Source organism: Falsiroseomonas oleicola, assembly GCF_019029495.1.
Taxonomy (GTDB): Bacteria; Pseudomonadota; Alphaproteobacteria; order Acetobacterales; family Acetobacteraceae; genus Falsiroseomonas; species Falsiroseomonas oleicola.
Map to the genome: position 1 here is coordinate 479,395 of NZ_JAERQM010000003.1, position 14,025 is coordinate 493,419.

The 14,025-nt window shown below is 71.0% G+C and carries 14 protein-coding genes; 10 read left to right on the forward strand and 4 right to left on the reverse strand.

Going from position 1 to position 14,025, the window contains the following annotated elements; genetic code table 11:
* Positions 1-6: 6 nt before the first annotated feature.
* Genes coxB through JJQ90_RS13100 form a run of 3 tightly spaced genes read left to right on the forward strand, consistent with a single transcriptional unit; the run spans position 7 to position 3,904 of the window.
* Positions 7-984: a cytochrome c oxidase subunit II gene (coxB, locus tag JJQ90_RS13090; RefSeq protein WP_216876034.1), complete on the forward strand. Its 978-nt coding sequence runs from the start codon at positions 7-9 to the stop codon at positions 982-984.
* On the forward strand, positions 981-3,521 hold the full coding sequence (locus tag JJQ90_RS13095; RefSeq protein WP_329959437.1) for a cbb3-type cytochrome c oxidase subunit I: 2,541 nt from the start codon (positions 981-983) through the stop codon (positions 3,519-3,521). Before coxB ends, JJQ90_RS13095 begins: the two co-directional genes overlap by 4 nt.
* On the forward strand, positions 3,518-3,904 hold the full coding sequence (locus tag JJQ90_RS13100; RefSeq protein WP_216876036.1) for a hypothetical protein: 387 nt from the start codon (positions 3,518-3,520) through the stop codon (positions 3,902-3,904). The genes JJQ90_RS13095 and JJQ90_RS13100 overlap by 4 nt, the downstream gene beginning before the upstream one ends.
* Here JJQ90_RS13100 and JJQ90_RS13105 read toward each other — a convergent pair.
* On the reverse strand, positions 3,898-4,386 hold the full coding sequence (locus JJQ90_RS13105; protein WP_216876038.1) for a c-type cytochrome: 489 nt from the start codon (positions 4,384-4,386) through the stop codon (positions 3,898-3,900). The two genes, JJQ90_RS13100 and JJQ90_RS13105, sit on opposite strands and share 7 nt — an antisense overlap.
* Before the next feature lie 95 nt (positions 4,387-4,481).
* Between JJQ90_RS13105 and JJQ90_RS13110 the strand changes: the two genes are divergently transcribed.
* Genes JJQ90_RS13110 through JJQ90_RS13130 form a run of 5 tightly spaced genes read left to right on the forward strand, consistent with a single transcriptional unit; the run spans position 4,482 to position 10,444 of the window.
* Positions 4,482-7,199, forward strand: a complete 2,718-nt coding sequence (locus JJQ90_RS13110) for a 4Fe-4S dicluster domain-containing protein (protein WP_216876040.1) — start codon at positions 4,482-4,484, stop codon at positions 7,197-7,199.
* Positions 7,196-8,509 (forward strand): NrfD/PsrC family molybdoenzyme membrane anchor subunit, encoded by a 1,314-nt coding sequence (nrfD, locus tag JJQ90_RS13115; protein WP_216876042.1) that lies wholly within the window; start codon positions 7,196-7,198, stop codon positions 8,507-8,509. The genes JJQ90_RS13110 and nrfD overlap by 4 nt, the downstream gene beginning before the upstream one ends.
* The gene (locus JJQ90_RS13120; protein WP_216876044.1) at positions 8,506-9,042 is read left to right on the forward strand and encodes a DUF3341 domain-containing protein; all 537 of its coding nucleotides are present in this window, start codon (positions 8,506-8,508) and stop codon (positions 9,040-9,042) included. Before nrfD ends, JJQ90_RS13120 begins: the two co-directional genes overlap by 4 nt.
* The gene (locus JJQ90_RS13125; protein ID WP_216876045.1) at positions 9,039-9,446 is read left to right on the forward strand and encodes a c-type cytochrome; all 408 of its coding nucleotides are present in this window, start codon (positions 9,039-9,041) and stop codon (positions 9,444-9,446) included. Before JJQ90_RS13120 ends, JJQ90_RS13125 begins: the two co-directional genes overlap by 4 nt.
* Positions 9,443-10,444, forward strand: a complete 1,002-nt coding sequence (locus JJQ90_RS13130) for a hypothetical protein (protein WP_216876046.1) — start codon at positions 9,443-9,445, stop codon at positions 10,442-10,444. The genes JJQ90_RS13125 and JJQ90_RS13130 overlap by 4 nt, the downstream gene beginning before the upstream one ends.
* Before the next feature lie 91 nt (positions 10,445-10,535).
* Here JJQ90_RS13130 and JJQ90_RS13135 read toward each other — a convergent pair whose 3' ends face one another.
* The 3 genes from JJQ90_RS13135 to JJQ90_RS13145 are packed head-to-tail and all read right to left on the reverse strand — an operon-like array spanning position 10,536 to position 12,739.
* A complete protein-coding gene (locus tag JJQ90_RS13135; RefSeq protein WP_216876048.1) occupies positions 10,536-10,925 on the reverse strand; it encodes a DUF1622 domain-containing protein in 390 nt (129 codons plus the stop codon).
* 42 nt (positions 10,926-10,967) lie between these two features.
* Positions 10,968-12,059, reverse strand: coding sequence for an isocitrate/isopropylmalate dehydrogenase family protein (locus JJQ90_RS13140; RefSeq protein ID WP_216876050.1), 1,092 nt, complete (start codon positions 12,057-12,059; stop codon positions 10,968-10,970).
* A complete protein-coding gene (locus JJQ90_RS13145; protein WP_329959438.1) occupies positions 12,050-12,739 on the reverse strand; it encodes a GntR family transcriptional regulator in 690 nt (229 codons plus the stop codon). Before JJQ90_RS13145 ends, JJQ90_RS13140 begins: the two co-directional genes overlap by 10 nt.
* A gap of 80 nt (positions 12,740-12,819) precedes the next feature.
* On the opposite strand from JJQ90_RS13145, the gene JJQ90_RS13150 reads away from it, so the two are divergent.
* Positions 12,820-13,581: an alpha/beta hydrolase gene (locus tag JJQ90_RS13150; protein ID WP_216876054.1), complete on the forward strand. Its 762-nt coding sequence runs from the start codon at positions 12,820-12,822 to the stop codon at positions 13,579-13,581.
* An 11-nt stretch (positions 13,582-13,592) separates the two neighbouring features.
* Positions 13,593-13,976, forward strand: a complete 384-nt coding sequence (locus JJQ90_RS13155; protein ID WP_216876056.1) for a VOC family protein — start codon at positions 13,593-13,595, stop codon at positions 13,974-13,976.
* Positions 13,977-14,025: the final 49 nt, after the last annotated feature.

A 14,025-nucleotide genomic window follows, 5' to 3' on the forward strand; every position in this document is an offset into this window, starting at 1 on the left:
ACTGGGATGCGTCGAACCGCGCCATATCTGGTGCTGCTGGGCCTGGGCGCGTGCAGCGGCGTGCAGACGCCGCTCCACCCCTGGGGCGACCAGGCGGCGCGCATCGCCGTGCTGAGCTGGGTGCTGTTCATCGGCGGCACGGCGATCTTCGCGCTGGTGATGGGGCTGCTGGCCTATGCGCTCTTCGCCCCGGCCCGCGCACGCCAGGCGATGGGCACGCGCGGCTTCGTCATCGGCGGCGGCATCGTCTTCCCCACCGTCACGCTGCTGGCCCTGCTGGTCTACAGCCTTGGCGTCTCTCGTGCCGTGGTGCTGCCGGGCAGCGACGACCCGCTGCGCATCGAGGTGATCGGTCGGCAATACTGGTGGGAGGTGCGCTACCCCGATGCAGGCGAAGGCGCGGTCACCGCCAATGAGCTGCACCTTCCGGTGGGGCGGGAGGTGGAGCTGCTGCTGTCCTCCGGCGACGTCATCCACAGCCTGTGGATTCCGAATCTGCACGGCAAGATGGACATGATCCCGGGCCGGGTGAACCGCCAGCGCGTGCGCGCGGATCGCCCCGGCGCCATGCGCGGCCAATGCACCGAATATTGCGGCGTGCAGCACACCTTCATGGCCTTCTGGGCGGTGGCCCAGGAACCCGCGGAATTCGATGCCTGGCTGGCGCGGCAACGCGCGCCCGTGCCGGAACCCGCGACGGAGGAACAGGCGCGCGGCCGGCAGGTCTTCGGCGAGGCCGGCTGCGGCGCCTGCCACACGGTGCGCGGCACGGAATGGCAGGGCCGGCTGGGGCCAGACCTTTCGCGCGTGGGCTCCCGGCTGAGCATCGGGGCGGGGATGATGGAAACGCATCGCGGCACGCTGGCCGGCTGGATCGCCGGCGCGCAGGACATCAAGCCGGGCAATGCCATGCCGGCCTATGGCCGCGTGCTGGAGAGCACGGATCTTCTCGCCGTTTCCATCTGGCTGGAGTCGCTGCGGTGAGCATCAGCCCGGTCGAGACCCCCAACACCCTGCCGCGTCCGGCGGGGGAGCTGGAGGCGCTGAAGCATGTCTGGCGCATGCCGAAGGGCTGGCGCCTGATCAGCGAGGTGAACAACAGCGTCGTCGGGCCGATGTTTGTCGCCACGGCGCTGCTGTTCTTCCTGCTGGCCGGCATACTGGGCCTCATCATCCGGGCGCAACTCGCCTTCCCCGGGCTGACGCTGGTGGACCCGGACACCTACAACCAGGTCTTCACCATGCATGGCACGGTGATGATGTTCCTGTTCGCCGTGCCGGCGGTGGAAGCGGTGGCGATCGCGCTGCTGCCGGGCATGATCGGCGCGCGGGAGTTGCCCTTCCCGCGGCTCGGCGCCTTTTCCTTCCTGATCTACCTGGTCGGCGGGCTGATCTTCTACGCCAGCCTGCTGTTCGGCATCGCGCCAGACGGCGGCTGGTTCATGTACCCGCCCCTGACCAGCAAGGCCTTCTCGCCCGGCATCAACACGGACATGTATCTGCTGGGCATCGGTTTCATCGAGATCTCGGCGATTGCGGGCGCCATCGAGCTGATCGTCGGCATCCTGCGCTGCCGCGCGCCGGGCATGACGCTGGGGCGCATGCCGATCTATGCCTGGGCGATTCTGATCTTCGCCACCATGGTGATCTTCGCCTTCCCCGCCGTCATCATCGCCTCCACCCTGCTGGAGCTGGAACGCGCCTTCGACTGGCCCTTCTTCCTGCCGGAACGGGGCGGCGACCCGATGCTGTGGCAGCATCTGTTCTGGTTCTTCGGCCATCCGGAAGTCTATGTGATCTTCCTGCCGGCGGCCGGCATGGTCTCCATGATCGTGCCGGCGATGGCGGGTGCGCGACTGGTTGGCTATTCGATGGTGGTGGCGGCGCTGGTGGGCACCGGCTTCCTCAGCTTCGGGCTGTGGGTCCACCACATGTACACGACAGGCATTCCGCCGCTGTCGCTGTCCTTCTTCGCCGCGGCAGGCTTCGCCGTCTCCATCCCCTCGGGCCTCCAGGTCTTCGTCTGGATCGCGACCTTCGCGCGGGCCGGCAGGCGCATCCAGTTCAGCACGCCGGCGCTGTTCATCCTGGGCTTCCTGTTCATCTTCGTCATCGGCGGGCTGACCGGCGTGATGGTTTCCGTCACCCCCTTCGACTGGCAGGCGCACGACACCTATTTCATCGTCGCGCATCTGCACTACGTGCTGATCGGCGGCATGGTCTTTCCCCTGTTCGCGGCGCTGTACTACTGGGCGCCTTCGGTCGGCAGCCAGTTGTCGGAACGGCTGGGAAAGACGGCCTTCTGGCTGCTGTTCCTCGGCACCAATGTCACCTTCTTCCCGATGCATATCAGCGGGCTGATGGGCATGCCGCGCCGCATCTACACCTATCCCACGGGCTTCGGGCTGGAGCTGCACAACCTGATCTCCTCGATCGGCGCGGCGATGTTCGCGACCGGGGCCTTCGTGCTGCTGCTGGATGTGGTGAAGAATTTTCGGATCGGCGGCAATGCGAACCGCCAGGACAACCCCTGGCGCGCCGGCACGATGGAATGGCTGTCCGGGCCGGAATACGGGCTGCGCAGCATTCCGCTGGTGCAGGACCGCTACCCGCTATGGCACAACCCTCAACTGAAGCCCCAGGTGGAGGCCGGCGCCCATTACTTCCCCTTCACCGCGACAGGTCGGCGTGAGGCACTGATCAGCAGCCCGGCCGAGGCCACGCCGCAATACATCGCCTTCGTCGGCGGGCCGGGCTGGTGGCACGTGCTGGCGGCCGGCGGCACCGCCTTCTTCTTCCTGTCGCTGGTGGCCCCCTTCCTGATCGCCGCGGCGGTCTTCGGGCTGCTGGCGCTGGTGGGCTTCATCGGCTGGCTCTGGACGGGCTCCGACTTCGGACCGGTCGGGCCGGCGGAGGCCGATATCGGCGGCGGCATCGTGCTGCCGACCCATGCGACGGGGCCGGTCACCGCCTCCTGGTGGGCGATGATCTGCGTGATGCTTGTCAGCGGCACCGCCTATGCCTGCCTGATCGGCAGCTACCTGTTCCTGTGGCTGGTGAATGGGGAGGGGATGTGGCCGCCGCCCGGCTTGGGGCTTCCCGCGCTGGAATGGGGTCTTGGTGCCTTCGCGATGTATGCCGGGGCGGGGCTGAGCGTGACGGTGGCGGCCTGGACGCTGGGCGATGGCCGCGGCTGGACGCATCGGCTGGCCCTGCTGGCCGGCGTGGCGCTGCTGGCGGGCGGGCTGATGTCCGATGGCTGGGCGCTGTGGCAGGGGCCGATCTGGCCGACCGTGCATGCCTACGGCGCTTCCGCCTGGGGGCTGTTCGTCTGGCAGGCGGCGCATGTCGCCATTGGGGTGCTGATGGGCTTCTACACCCTGGCGCGGTCCCTGACCGGCAGGCTGGGTGGCCAGCGGCGGCTGACCTTGGACAACATCCGGCTGTTCTGGCTGTACACCATCGGCCAGGGCATGGTCGGCCTGGTGTTGCTGCACGGCTTCCCGAGGCTGCTGCCATGACCACGCGTATCATCCCTCCCCCGCGCCACGCCGCCACGGTCTTCGCCGGCGCGGCCGGGCTGGTTCTGTGGGCGCTGCATTTCACCGCCATCTACGCCATCACCGCCTTTGCCTGCGAAAGGGGGCGGGAGGATGCGCTGCTGTTCGGCCTGCCCTGGGTGCCGGTGATGATCGGCCTCGCCACACTGGCGATCCTGCTGCCCCTGGCGCTGGTGCTGCGCTTCACGCTGCGCGGCCTGGGCCGGCCGGTGGTGGAGGGCGGGGAGACGGAGCCCCGCTTCACCCTGTGGTTCACCGCCGCCACCAGCTTCTACGCGGTGGCGGCCGTGCTGCTGCAGGCCGCGCCGGCGATGGTGCTGCCGGCCTGCGGCGTGGGTTATTGACCGCGCGGGCGCGGCTCGGCCAGGGCATCGCGGCGCGGGCGGATGCGCGGTTCCGGCAGCGTCCCGGCCTCCCCTTCCGCCATCGGCTGCCCGGGCGGCACCTGCTGCGCGCGGCCCAGCGTGTACAGGTAGGCTGCGGCATCCCGCGCCTCGGCCTGGCTGAGGCCCAGCGCCGGCATCGCCGTGCCGGGGGAGACGGCATTGGGGTTCCGCAGGAAGGCCGCCAGATGCGCCGGCGCATTGGGCAGGCGCCCGGCGATGTAGCTGCGCCGCGACCATTCCATCAGCGGCGGGCCGACCCAGGCGACGGCGCCGGGCACGCCCGGAATCACATGGCAGGCGCCACAGCCATACTGGACCATCACGGCCTTGCCCCGCGTCGCATCGGCCCCGGCCACCTCCAATTCGGCGGGTGGGGCGGGCTCGCCACAGGCGGCCAGCAGCAGGGTGGCGCAGGCCAGCAGGGGCGATGTCACTTTCATGCCGGGGCAACGTGGAAAGGCCCATCGCGGTTGCAGCGCCGGGGAACCGAAGCGGCGCTGCCGCGTAGGCCTGGAACGATGGAGCCGCCGCCCCCATGACCCCACCCGACGCCCTGCCGCTGCCCGACCCCGCGCGGCGCAGCGTGCTGCGCGCGGCCGGAGCCTCCCTGGCCCTGGCCGCGGCGGCGGGCTGCGATGGCGCGCCGGCGGAATTCGGCAGTCCGCTCTATGCCCCGGCGCGGGGCGCCGATGCCGGGCCACGCAGCTATGCCACGGTGCTGGACCTCGACGGGTTCGGGCGCGGCGTGATGGTGCACACGCGCGGCGGCCACGCCATCAAGATCGAGGGCAATCCGCGCCATCCGGCCAGCCTCGGCGCCACCGACATCTTTCTGGAATCGGCGGTGCTCGGGCTGCATGATCCGGCACGGTCGCGGCGGCTGCGGCGGGACGGGCAGGCGCTGCGCGATGCCGGCGTCTTCACGACCTTCCTGGCGGAACAGCGCGCGGCGCTGGCGGCGCGGGGTGGGGAGGGGTTTCGGCTGGTCACCGGCCCCATCGCCTCCCCCACCCAGCGGCGGCTGATCGCGGCGCTGCTGGCGCAATGGCCCGGCGCGCGCTGGCATGTGCACGCGCCGCTGGCCGATGCGGCGGCAGGTGTGATGCTGCCGCTGCCCGACTTTGCCCGAGTGCGCTGCGTGCTGGCGCTGGGTGCCGATCCGCTCGGGCCGGGTCCGGCGCAGCTTGCCTGGGCGCGGCAATGGGCGGAGGCGCGGCGCGCGGGGCGGGAGGCCGGGCGGCTGCCGGCGCTGCTGGTGGCCGAGACCTCCCCCTGCCTGACCGGCGCCAAGGCCGACCGCCTGCTGCCCCTGCCCCCCGCTGGCATTGCCGCCTTGGCGCGGGCCGTGGCGGCGGAGCTGGGGGTCGCGGCGGCGGCGGGCGCCACCCATCCCGAGGCGCGCGGCCTGGCCGCCGCCCTGCGCGCCGCGGGGCCGGAGGCGCTGGTGCTGGCCGGGCGCGGCCTGCCGGTGGAGGTGCATCTTCTGGCGCAGGCGATGAACGCCGCGCTCGGCGTCGAACTGCCCGCCATCCCCGACCCACGCGCGGCGCCGGAAGCTGGCACGCTGGCGGAGCTGGCGGCGGAGATCGACCGTGTCACCCATCTGCTGATCCTGGACGCCAACCCGGTCTTCGACGCCCCCGCCGATCTGGATTTTTCCGCGCTGCTGCGCCGCGTGCCGCATAGCGTGCATCTGGGCGTGCAGGTGGATGAGACGGCGCTGTCCTGCGCCTGGCATCTGCCGCTGCGCCATCCGCTGGAAAGCTGGGGCGACAGCCGCGCCTTCGACGGCACCGCCGCTTTGCGCCAGCCCGCGACCCGCCCGCTGGTGGAGCAGGCGGTGGCGGCGGAGGTGGTGCTGGCGCGGCTCGCGGGCATCCCGGGCGACGACCAGGCCCTGCTGCGCGAGACCTGGCGCGCCGGCTGGGGCGAGGCCGACTTCGAAGCGCGCTGGCTTGCGGCGCTGGAGGAAGGGGTGGTGGCGGATAGCGCGCCGGCCCCCCAGGCCCTTCGCAACGATGCCGACATGCCAACGCCTGCGCCCGTGCCGCAGGGGCTGGTGGCGGTCTTCGCGCCGGACCCGAACCTCTGGGACGGACGCTTCGCCAGCGAGGCCTGGTTGCAGGAATTGCCGCGCCAATTGGGGCAAGTCGCCTGGGGCCAGGCGGTGCTGGTGGCGCCGCAGGATGCGCGGGCGGCGGGCCTCACCGATGGGGCGGAGGTGGAGATTTTCATCAGTGGCCGGACCCTGCGGGCGCCGATGCTGGTCATGCCCGGCCAGGCGCCGGGGGCGGTGACGCTGCCGCTCGGCGGCGGGCGGCGCGCGGCGGGCGGCGTGCCGGCGGGCATCGGGCTCGACGCCTATCGCCTGCGCGAGGCGGCAAACCCCTGGGTGGCGGAGGGTGTGACGCTGCGCGCGACCTCCGGCGCCGCATGGGAGGCGCGGTTGCCGGACCAGGCCATGGCGGGCGATGCGCCGCGCGTGCGGCGGCTCGCGCCGGGCGAGGCGGTGCCGCCGCTGCCGCCGACGCGCTCGCTCTATCCCGACTGGACCTATCCCGGCGCGGCCTGGGGCATGGCGATCGACCTCGACACCTGCATCGGCTGCAATGCCTGCGTCGTCGCCTGCCAGGCGGAGAACAACACGCCGGTGGTGGGGCCGGAGGAAGCGGCGCGGGGCCGCATGATGCACTGGCTGCGAGTCGACCGCGTGCCGACTGGGCCGGAGGAGGCGCCGAGCGTCGATTTCCAGCCCGTCCCCTGCATGCATTGCGAAAAGGCGCCCTGCGAGGTGGTTTGCCCCGTCAATGCGACGGTGCATGACCATGAGGGGCTGAACCTGATGGTCTATCCGCGCTGCATCGGCACGCGCACCTGTTCCAACAACTGCCCCTACAAAGTGCGGAAATTCAACTGGGCGGGCTATGCGCGGGAGGCCGGCGCGGTGCCGGTGCGCAACCCGGACGTGCCGGTGCGGCCGCGCGGCGTGATCGAGAAATGCACCTATTGCCAGCACCGCATCAAGGGCGCGCAGGACAGTGCACGGCAGGAAGGTCGCGCATTGCGCGACGGCGAGATCGTGACGGCCTGCCAGAGCGCCTGCCCCACCCGCGCCATCCATTTTGGCGACATCAACGATCCTGACAGCGACGTTTCCCGCGCCAAGGCGGAGGCGCGCAATTACGCACTGCTCGGCAACCTCGATACGCGGCCACGCACCACCTATCTCGCGCGGCTGGTACCTGGGGCATGAGCGAGTTCAGCACGCGCCCGGTCTCCGATACGCCGCTGCGGTCGGATTTCGGCTGGCGCTTCGCCTTCGCGGTGGCCGGCGCCGGGTTCCTGACCCTGCTGCTGGCCTATGCGGTGGTGGCGCTGCTGCTGCAGGGCACGGTGCTGTGGGGCACGAACATCCCCTTCGTCTGGGGCTTCGACCTCATCAACTATGTCTGGTGGATCGGCATCGCCAATGCCGCAAGCCTGTTCGCGGTGGTGCTGGTGCTGCGCAAGCACGGGCTGCGCACCTCGGTGAACCGCTTCGCGGAGGCGGCGGCGCTGGCGGCGGTGGCAGCGGCGGCGATCTATCCGATCCTGCATCTCGGCCGGCCCTGGCTGTTCTACTGGACCTTTCCCTATCCGGCGACATTCCAGGTCTGGCCGAATTTCCGCAGCACGCTGGTCTGGGATTTCTGGGGGATCATGTCCCATGTCGTGGTCACCGGCCTGTTCTGGTACACGGGCCTGATCCCGGATCTCGGCACCATGCGCGACCGCGCCGCCGCCAAGGGGCGCCGCGGGGTCGCGCGTATCTATGGCGTGGTGGCGCTGGGCTGGCGCGGATCGGTGCGGCACTGGGCGCGGCACCAGGCGGCCTATCGCATCGTGGCCGCGATGGTGCTGCCGATGCTGGTCTCCGCACAGACCATCGTGGCGCTGGAATTCGCCACCACGCTGGTGCCGGAATGGCACCAGGCCCGCGTGCCGCTGCATATCGTGGCCACCGGCATACCCTCCGGCCTCGGGGTGGTGCTGGCGCTGGCGGCGCTGCTGCGCGGCGGGCTGGGGCTGGGCCACTACATCGATGACGAGGACATGCATCTGCTCGGCAAGCTGACCGCCGCGGCGGCGCTGGCCTGCGGCTATGTCTATGCCGAGGGCCTGCTCGTGGCGTTGCTGGAGGATCAGGTGACGCGCCAGGCCATCGCCGCGCGCGCCTTCGGCGCCTATGCCGGGCTGTATTGGGGCGGGGCGGTGCTGGTGGTGCTGGTGCCGCAACTGCTGTGGCTGCCGGCGCTGCGGCTGCGCGCGATCTGGGTGGTGCCGATCGGCATCGGCGCGGCGGCGGGGGTGTGGCTGGACCGCTTCTCCCTGGTGACGGGCGGGCTGCTGCGGGACCATCTGCCGCGCGTCGGCCCGCTTTATGCGCCGACCGTGCCGGAATGGACTCTGCTGGCCGGCAGCGTCGGGCTCTTCGCCCTGCTGATGCTGGCCTTCGCGCGCTTCGTCCCCGTGGTGTCGATGTACGAGACGCGGCACGAGGAAAGCGAGGCGGATGTGCCATGACCAGGCCTGGCCCGATCGGCGTGATCGCCACCTTCGACGATCCGGATGCGATGGTCGCGGCGCTGCGCGCGGCGCGTGAGGCCGGCTGGCGGCGGCTGGACGCCTATGCGCCCTTCCCGGTGCCGGAGGCCGCCGCGCTGCTGGGGGTGAATGGCGCGCGCGTCGCCTGGATCGCGCTGGCCGCCGGGCTGTTCGGCGCGGTGCTGGCCTATGGCACGCAATGGTGGCTCAGCGTGCAGGCCTATCCCATCAATATCGGCGGCAGGCCGCTGCATGCGCTGCCGGCCTTCCTGCCGGCCACCACCATCGTCGGTATCCTGTGGGCGGCGGCGGGCGCGCTGCTGGGCATGCTGGCGCTGAACCGCCTGCCACGTCTGCACCACCCGGTCTTCGCCGCGCCGGGCTTTGGCCGCGCCAGCGAGGATCGCTTCTTCGTCTGTCTGTTCACCGGCGATCCTGGCCTCGGCGCCTGGGAGGCGCGGCACCTGCTCAACCGGCACCAACCCTTGTCGGTGGCGGAGCTGGAGGCATGAGGCGGCTGCTGCCCCTGCTGCTGGCCCTGTCCGCCTGCGACGGGTGGACGCCGAGCGCGCCGCCCCCACCACCCATGCCGCCACCCCCGGGCGCCGTGGCGCAGGGCGATGCGGCGCGGCGGCAGGCGCTGGCCGGGCCGGGACCGGCGGCGGCGCCGGAACTGCTGGCCCATGGCGCTGACCGCTACGCCATCTACTGCGCCCCCTGCCATGGGCCGGCCGGTGCCGGAGACGGCCCCGTGGTGTCGCGCGGTTTTCCCGCCCCACCCCGCCTGCCCGCCCCGGCGGAGGCGACCATGGCCGTGATCGCCGAGAATCGCGGCCGCGCGCACCCCTTCGCCGACCGGCTGACACCCGCCGATCGCTGGGCCATTGCCCGCTTTGTCGAAGGGCTGGCGCCATGAGGCTGCTTGCAGCCCTGGCCGTGGCGCTGGGCGCCGCCGGCGTGGTGCTGCTGGGCAACCCGGCTTTGGCCGAGGCCTGGCTGCTGGCGGCGCTGTTCTGGCTGCATCTGGGGGCCGGCGCGCTCGGCGTGCTGGCGCTGGGCCATCTGCTGCGGGAGGACTGGCTGCGGCCGGTGCGCCCGCCGCTGGAAGCCGCCGCGCGCAGCCTGCCGCTGTTGGCGCTGATGCTGGCGCCCGTGCTGCTGGCGCCGCAACTGCTGTATCCCTGGGCTGGCCCCGAGACCCTGGAAGGGCCGCCCGCCGCCCTGCTGCAACCCTGGGCCTTTGGGCTGCGCGGCCTGGCCTGCCTGGCCATCTGGGTGGCGCTGGGCTGGGCGCTGACCTGGCCCGGACTGGGCAAAAGCGCGCGGCGTGGCATCTCCGCGCTGACTCTGGCGCTGCTGCTGCCGACGGCGACGCTGGCGACCTATGACCTGGTGCTGTCCCGCGACACCGCCTGGTATGCCAGCCTGCAGGGATTTTCGTTGTTCGTGCAGGGGCTGGCAGTGGGTCTTTCGGCCGCCATCCTGGCGGCGCGAAAGCATCCGGATGCGGAGGCGCTGCCGGGTCTGGAACGCGCGCTGCTGATGCTCGGCCTGGCCATGCTGTGGCTGTTCTTCACCCAGTACATCACTGTCTGGATGGCCGACCTGCCGGAGGAGGCGGATTGGTACCTGCGCCGTCTGGACAGGGCCGGTGCCGCGCAGATGTGGATCGCCCTGCCGGCGCTGCTGGCGGCCATTGCCCTGGCCGCGCCGCCCGACCATGGCCGCTGGCGCATGGTGACGGTGTGCTGGCTCCTGCTGGTGCAGTCGGGGGCGCATCTCTGGTGGGTGGTGCGGCCCGATGCGCCGCTGGGGCGGCCCGCCATCTGGCTGGATGTGATGGTTTTCGTGGGGCTCGGCCTGGCCTTCCTGACCTATGCCGGGATGGAGCGGCGGCGGGTGTTCAGGGCGTGATGCGTTCACCTTCGTTCACGCCCACGCCCTGACCTTTTGTTTGATCGCATGATTCAGACCTTCGGTGCCTTCGCAGTTGCGGTCATCATGCTCAGCCGTGCTCCTTCCGCTTCTCCGGATGCCGGTGCCAGGGCCAGCGCCCCTCGATCTCCACCTCCAGCGCCAGGCTGAGCACGGTCCGGATCAGCACGATCATGCCCAGCGTGGCCACCGTCTCGAAGGTCATCGGCGCGGCGACGGTGTGGAGGATGTCGGCGGCGACCAGCAGTTCCAGGCCGATCAGGATCGCCCGGCCCAGATGGGCGCGATAGGGCACGAAGGCCGAGGCCCAGCCCTCCCCGCTCCGCAGCCCGCGATGGATGAAGATAAGGGTGGTGGCGGTGACGCCGACGAGCAAAGCGAGGATGCCGGCCAGTTCCAGCCCGGCCGCCACCCATTCCGCGAAACCGCCCACCCAGACGCCGGGTCCATGCTGAATCATGCGGCGTTAAGTCACCGCATGGGGTGGAGTTGCGCGGCGCCCTCAGGCCGGAATGAGATCCGCCACCGCCTTGGTGACGTCCTTGGTACCCACGCCGCCGAATTCGGCGGTGCGCAGCCCGGCGGCGAAGGCGCCATCCACCGCCGCCTCCAGCTCCGTCGCCGCATCCGCCCAGGCCTGGCCGGCGCCGCGCACCGCCAGCCAGTCCAGCATCAGCGCGGCCGAGAGCAGCATGGCGGTGGGGTTGGCCACGCCCTTGCCGGCGATGTCCGGCCCCGTGCCGTGGCTCGGCTGGAACACCGCATGGGTGTCGCCGATATCGGCCGAGGGCGCATAGCCCATGCCGCCGATCAGCCCCGCGCCCAGGTCGGAGATGATGTCGCCGAACATGTTCTCCATCGGCAGCACGTCGAAGTCCCAGGGGCGGCGCACGAGGTCGAGCGCCATGGCGTCGATATAGTGGTTGGCATGCGGCACGCCGGGGAATTCGGCCGCGACCTCGCCGAAGACGCGGCGCATGAAGGCCATGCTGAGGAAGACATTCGCCTTGTCCACCAGCGTCACCGTCTGCGACCGGCCGAGCCGTTCGGCGCGGCGCTGCGCCAGGCGGAAGGAAAAGCGGGCGAGGCGTTCGGTGGTGGCGCGGGTGATGACCATGGTGTCGCGGGCTTCCGCGTCCCCGATCATCTCGCCGCGTCCGCGCGCCCAGAACAGGCCTTCCGTGCTTTCGCGTAGGATCACCATGTCGATCTTGGCCGCACGTTCGTCCCGCAGGGCGAGCGGCACGCCCGGGATCGCGCGGATGGGCCGCACGCCGGCATAGAGGCCCAGGCGAAAGCGAAGGTCGAGCTGTGGCGCGATCTCGGTCCCGTCCGGATAGCGGATGCCGGGCCAGCCCATCGCCCCGAGCAGGATGGCGTCGCAGGCCTCGGCCTTGCGAAACGTGTCCTCGGTCATCGCCGTGCCGGTTTCCTGGTACAGGAAGGCGCCGGCCTGCAGGGTTTCGGTGGTGATGCCGAGGCCGTGGCGGCGCGCCAGGCGGTCGAGGACGAAGGACGCGGCCTCCGTCACCTCCACGCCGATGCCATCCCCCGGCATCACGGCGATGCGGACGGCGTTCGAGGTCACAGCCATGCCAGGCCACTCCGTTCAATGAGGTCGATGAGTTCCGCGCCGCCGCGCTGGCGGTGCTGGCGATACAACTCGCGCGCGCCATCGGCATCACCGGCGCGGATGGCGACCAGCGTGGCGCGATGTTCGGCGGTGGAGCGTTCCGGCAGGGGACGCATGTTCAGCGTGAACATCCGCGCCCGGTGCGACTGGTCCCAGACCTGCATCACCATGGCGGAGAGCCGCCTATTGCCGCAAAGCTCGGCCAGGCCGAGATGGAATTCTTCATCCGCCCGCGCCCAGGCCACGCGGTCCCCGGTGCCGAGGGCGGCTTCCATGGCGTCGCAGGACGCCGCCAGGGGCCGCAGCGCCGCCTCCGGAAGGCGGCGGCGGGCGAGGAGTTCGGCGGCCTTGGGCTCCAGGCTTTCCAGCACGTCGTAGATGTCGCGCATGTCAGCGGCCGAGATCGGCTGCACCCGCATGCCGTGGCGCGGCGTGACCGTCACCAGCCCATCCTGCTGCAGGCGCAGCATCGCCTCCCGCACCGGGGTGCGGGACAGGCCGAGCTGCATGGCCAGCTCCGCCTCCAGCCGCTGGGTGCCGGGAGGCAGCAGGTTGTCCAGGATCAGGGCCTTGAGCCGCTGATAGGCGGTCTCCGCCGCGGTCGCGCCGCGTGGGGGCGGAAGGGGGCTTTGGGCATTCACCCATGCATTAACGCATGCGTTGTTGCATGCGGCAAGAGGGCGGGCTTTTCCGCGACGACGCGGCATGCGATCCGGGTGGCATGGACAAGGTCTGGCGGGATTACGATCAGGCGGGGCTGGATGCCGCCTATGACCAGCGGGTCTGGGCGCCGGACATGGCCGCCTGGCTGGCGCGCTACCGTGCCGATACCGCCGCCGCGCGCGCGGCGCTGAAGCCGCAGGCGCTGTCCTACGGCCCGCATGACTGCGACCTCTATCCCGCCCAGGGCGCGCCGCGCGGGGTGCATCTGCACATCCATGGCGGCGCCTGGCGGGCGCTGGGGCGGGATGATTCGGGCTTCCTGGCGCCGGCCTTCTGCGCCGCCGGCTTCCGGGTGGCGGTGCCGGATTTCAGCCTGCTGCCGGCCCGGCGCCTGCCGGATGTGGTGGCGGAGCTGCGCGCCTGCGTCGCCTGGCTGCGGCCGCGCGGGCCGATCCACCTGTCGGGCCATTCCTCCGGCGCGCATCTGGCCGCCGTGCTGGCCACGGAGATGGCGTTCGCGAGTGTCACCCTGGTGTCCGGCGTCTATGACATGGAACCGGTGCTGCTCTCCGCCCGCCGGCTGTATGTGGAGTTGACGGCGGAGGAGGCCCTGGCACTGAGTCCGATCCGCCATGCCGCCCGCATCCATGCGCCGCTGCGCCTCGCCTGGGGTACTGACGAAAGTCCGGAATTCATCCGGCAGTCGGAGGCGATGGCGGCGGCGACCGGCGCCGAGACCTTCGTGTTGCCTGGCCAGAACCATTTTGGCGCCGCCTATGCACCGGCGCAGGGCGCGCTCCATGCTGCGTTGACCGCTTGAGGACCCTCCCCATGACACCCGGCTACGCCATCACCTTCTTCTACTACCCCGACCTGTCGGCGGTGATTCCCTTCTACGAGCAGACGCTCGGCTTCGAACTGGTGCTGGATCAGGGCATGGCCCGCATCTACCGCATCGCGCCGGGCAGCTATTTCGGCATTGTCGATGGCAACAAGGGCCATCTGAAACACCAGCCGACCAGCGCCGTGCTGCTGACCATCGTGGCGGAGGATGTGGCGGGCTGGCATGCGAAGCTGGTGGCGGCGGGCGTGCCGAAGCTCGGGGCCATCCAGCGTGGGACCTATTGCGAGCACTTCTTCTTCGAGGATCCGGCGGGCTACGCGATCGAGGTGCAGCGGTTTCACGATCCGGCGGTGGCGAAGCTTTTCGGGTGATGGGGTCCGAGAGGGGCGTTGCCCCTCTCGGGCTCTCCCCACCAAGGGC

Bases quoted from the DNA above. Each gene is read 5' to 3' on its own strand.
- JJQ90_RS13155 (WP_216876056.1), top strand. From the start codon at position 13,593: ATGACACCCGGCTACGCCATCACCTTCTTCTACTACCCCGACCTGTCG.
- coxB (WP_216876034.1), top strand. From the start codon at position 7: ATGCGTCGAACCGCGCCATATCTGGTGCTGCTGGGCCTGGGCGCGTGC.
- JJQ90_RS13140 (WP_216876050.1), bottom strand. From the start codon at position 12,059: ATGGCTGTGACCTCGAACGCCGTCCGCATCGCCGTGATGCCGGGGGAT.
- JJQ90_RS13110 (WP_216876040.1), top strand. From the start codon at position 4,482: ATGACCCCACCCGACGCCCTGCCGCTGCCCGACCCCGCGCGGCGCAGC.
- JJQ90_RS13125 (WP_216876045.1), top strand. From the start codon at position 9,039: ATGAGGCGGCTGCTGCCCCTGCTGCTGGCCCTGTCCGCCTGCGACGGG.
- nrfD (WP_216876042.1), top strand. From the start codon at position 7,196: ATGAGCGAGTTCAGCACGCGCCCGGTCTCCGATACGCCGCTGCGGTCG.
- JJQ90_RS13100 (WP_216876036.1), top strand. From the start codon at position 3,518: ATGACCACGCGTATCATCCCTCCCCCGCGCCACGCCGCCACGGTCTTC.
- JJQ90_RS13120 (WP_216876044.1), top strand. From the start codon at position 8,506: ATGACCAGGCCTGGCCCGATCGGCGTGATCGCCACCTTCGACGATCCG.
- JJQ90_RS13130 (WP_216876046.1), top strand. From the start codon at position 9,443: ATGAGGCTGCTTGCAGCCCTGGCCGTGGCGCTGGGCGCCGCCGGCGTG.
- JJQ90_RS13105 (WP_216876038.1), bottom strand. From the start codon at position 4,386: ATGAAAGTGACATCGCCCCTGCTGGCCTGCGCCACCCTGCTGCTGGCC.
- JJQ90_RS13150 (WP_216876054.1), top strand. From the start codon at position 12,820: ATGGACAAGGTCTGGCGGGATTACGATCAGGCGGGGCTGGATGCCGCC.
- JJQ90_RS13135 (WP_216876048.1), bottom strand. From the start codon at position 10,925: ATGATTCAGCATGGACCCGGCGTCTGGGTGGGCGGTTTCGCGGAATGG.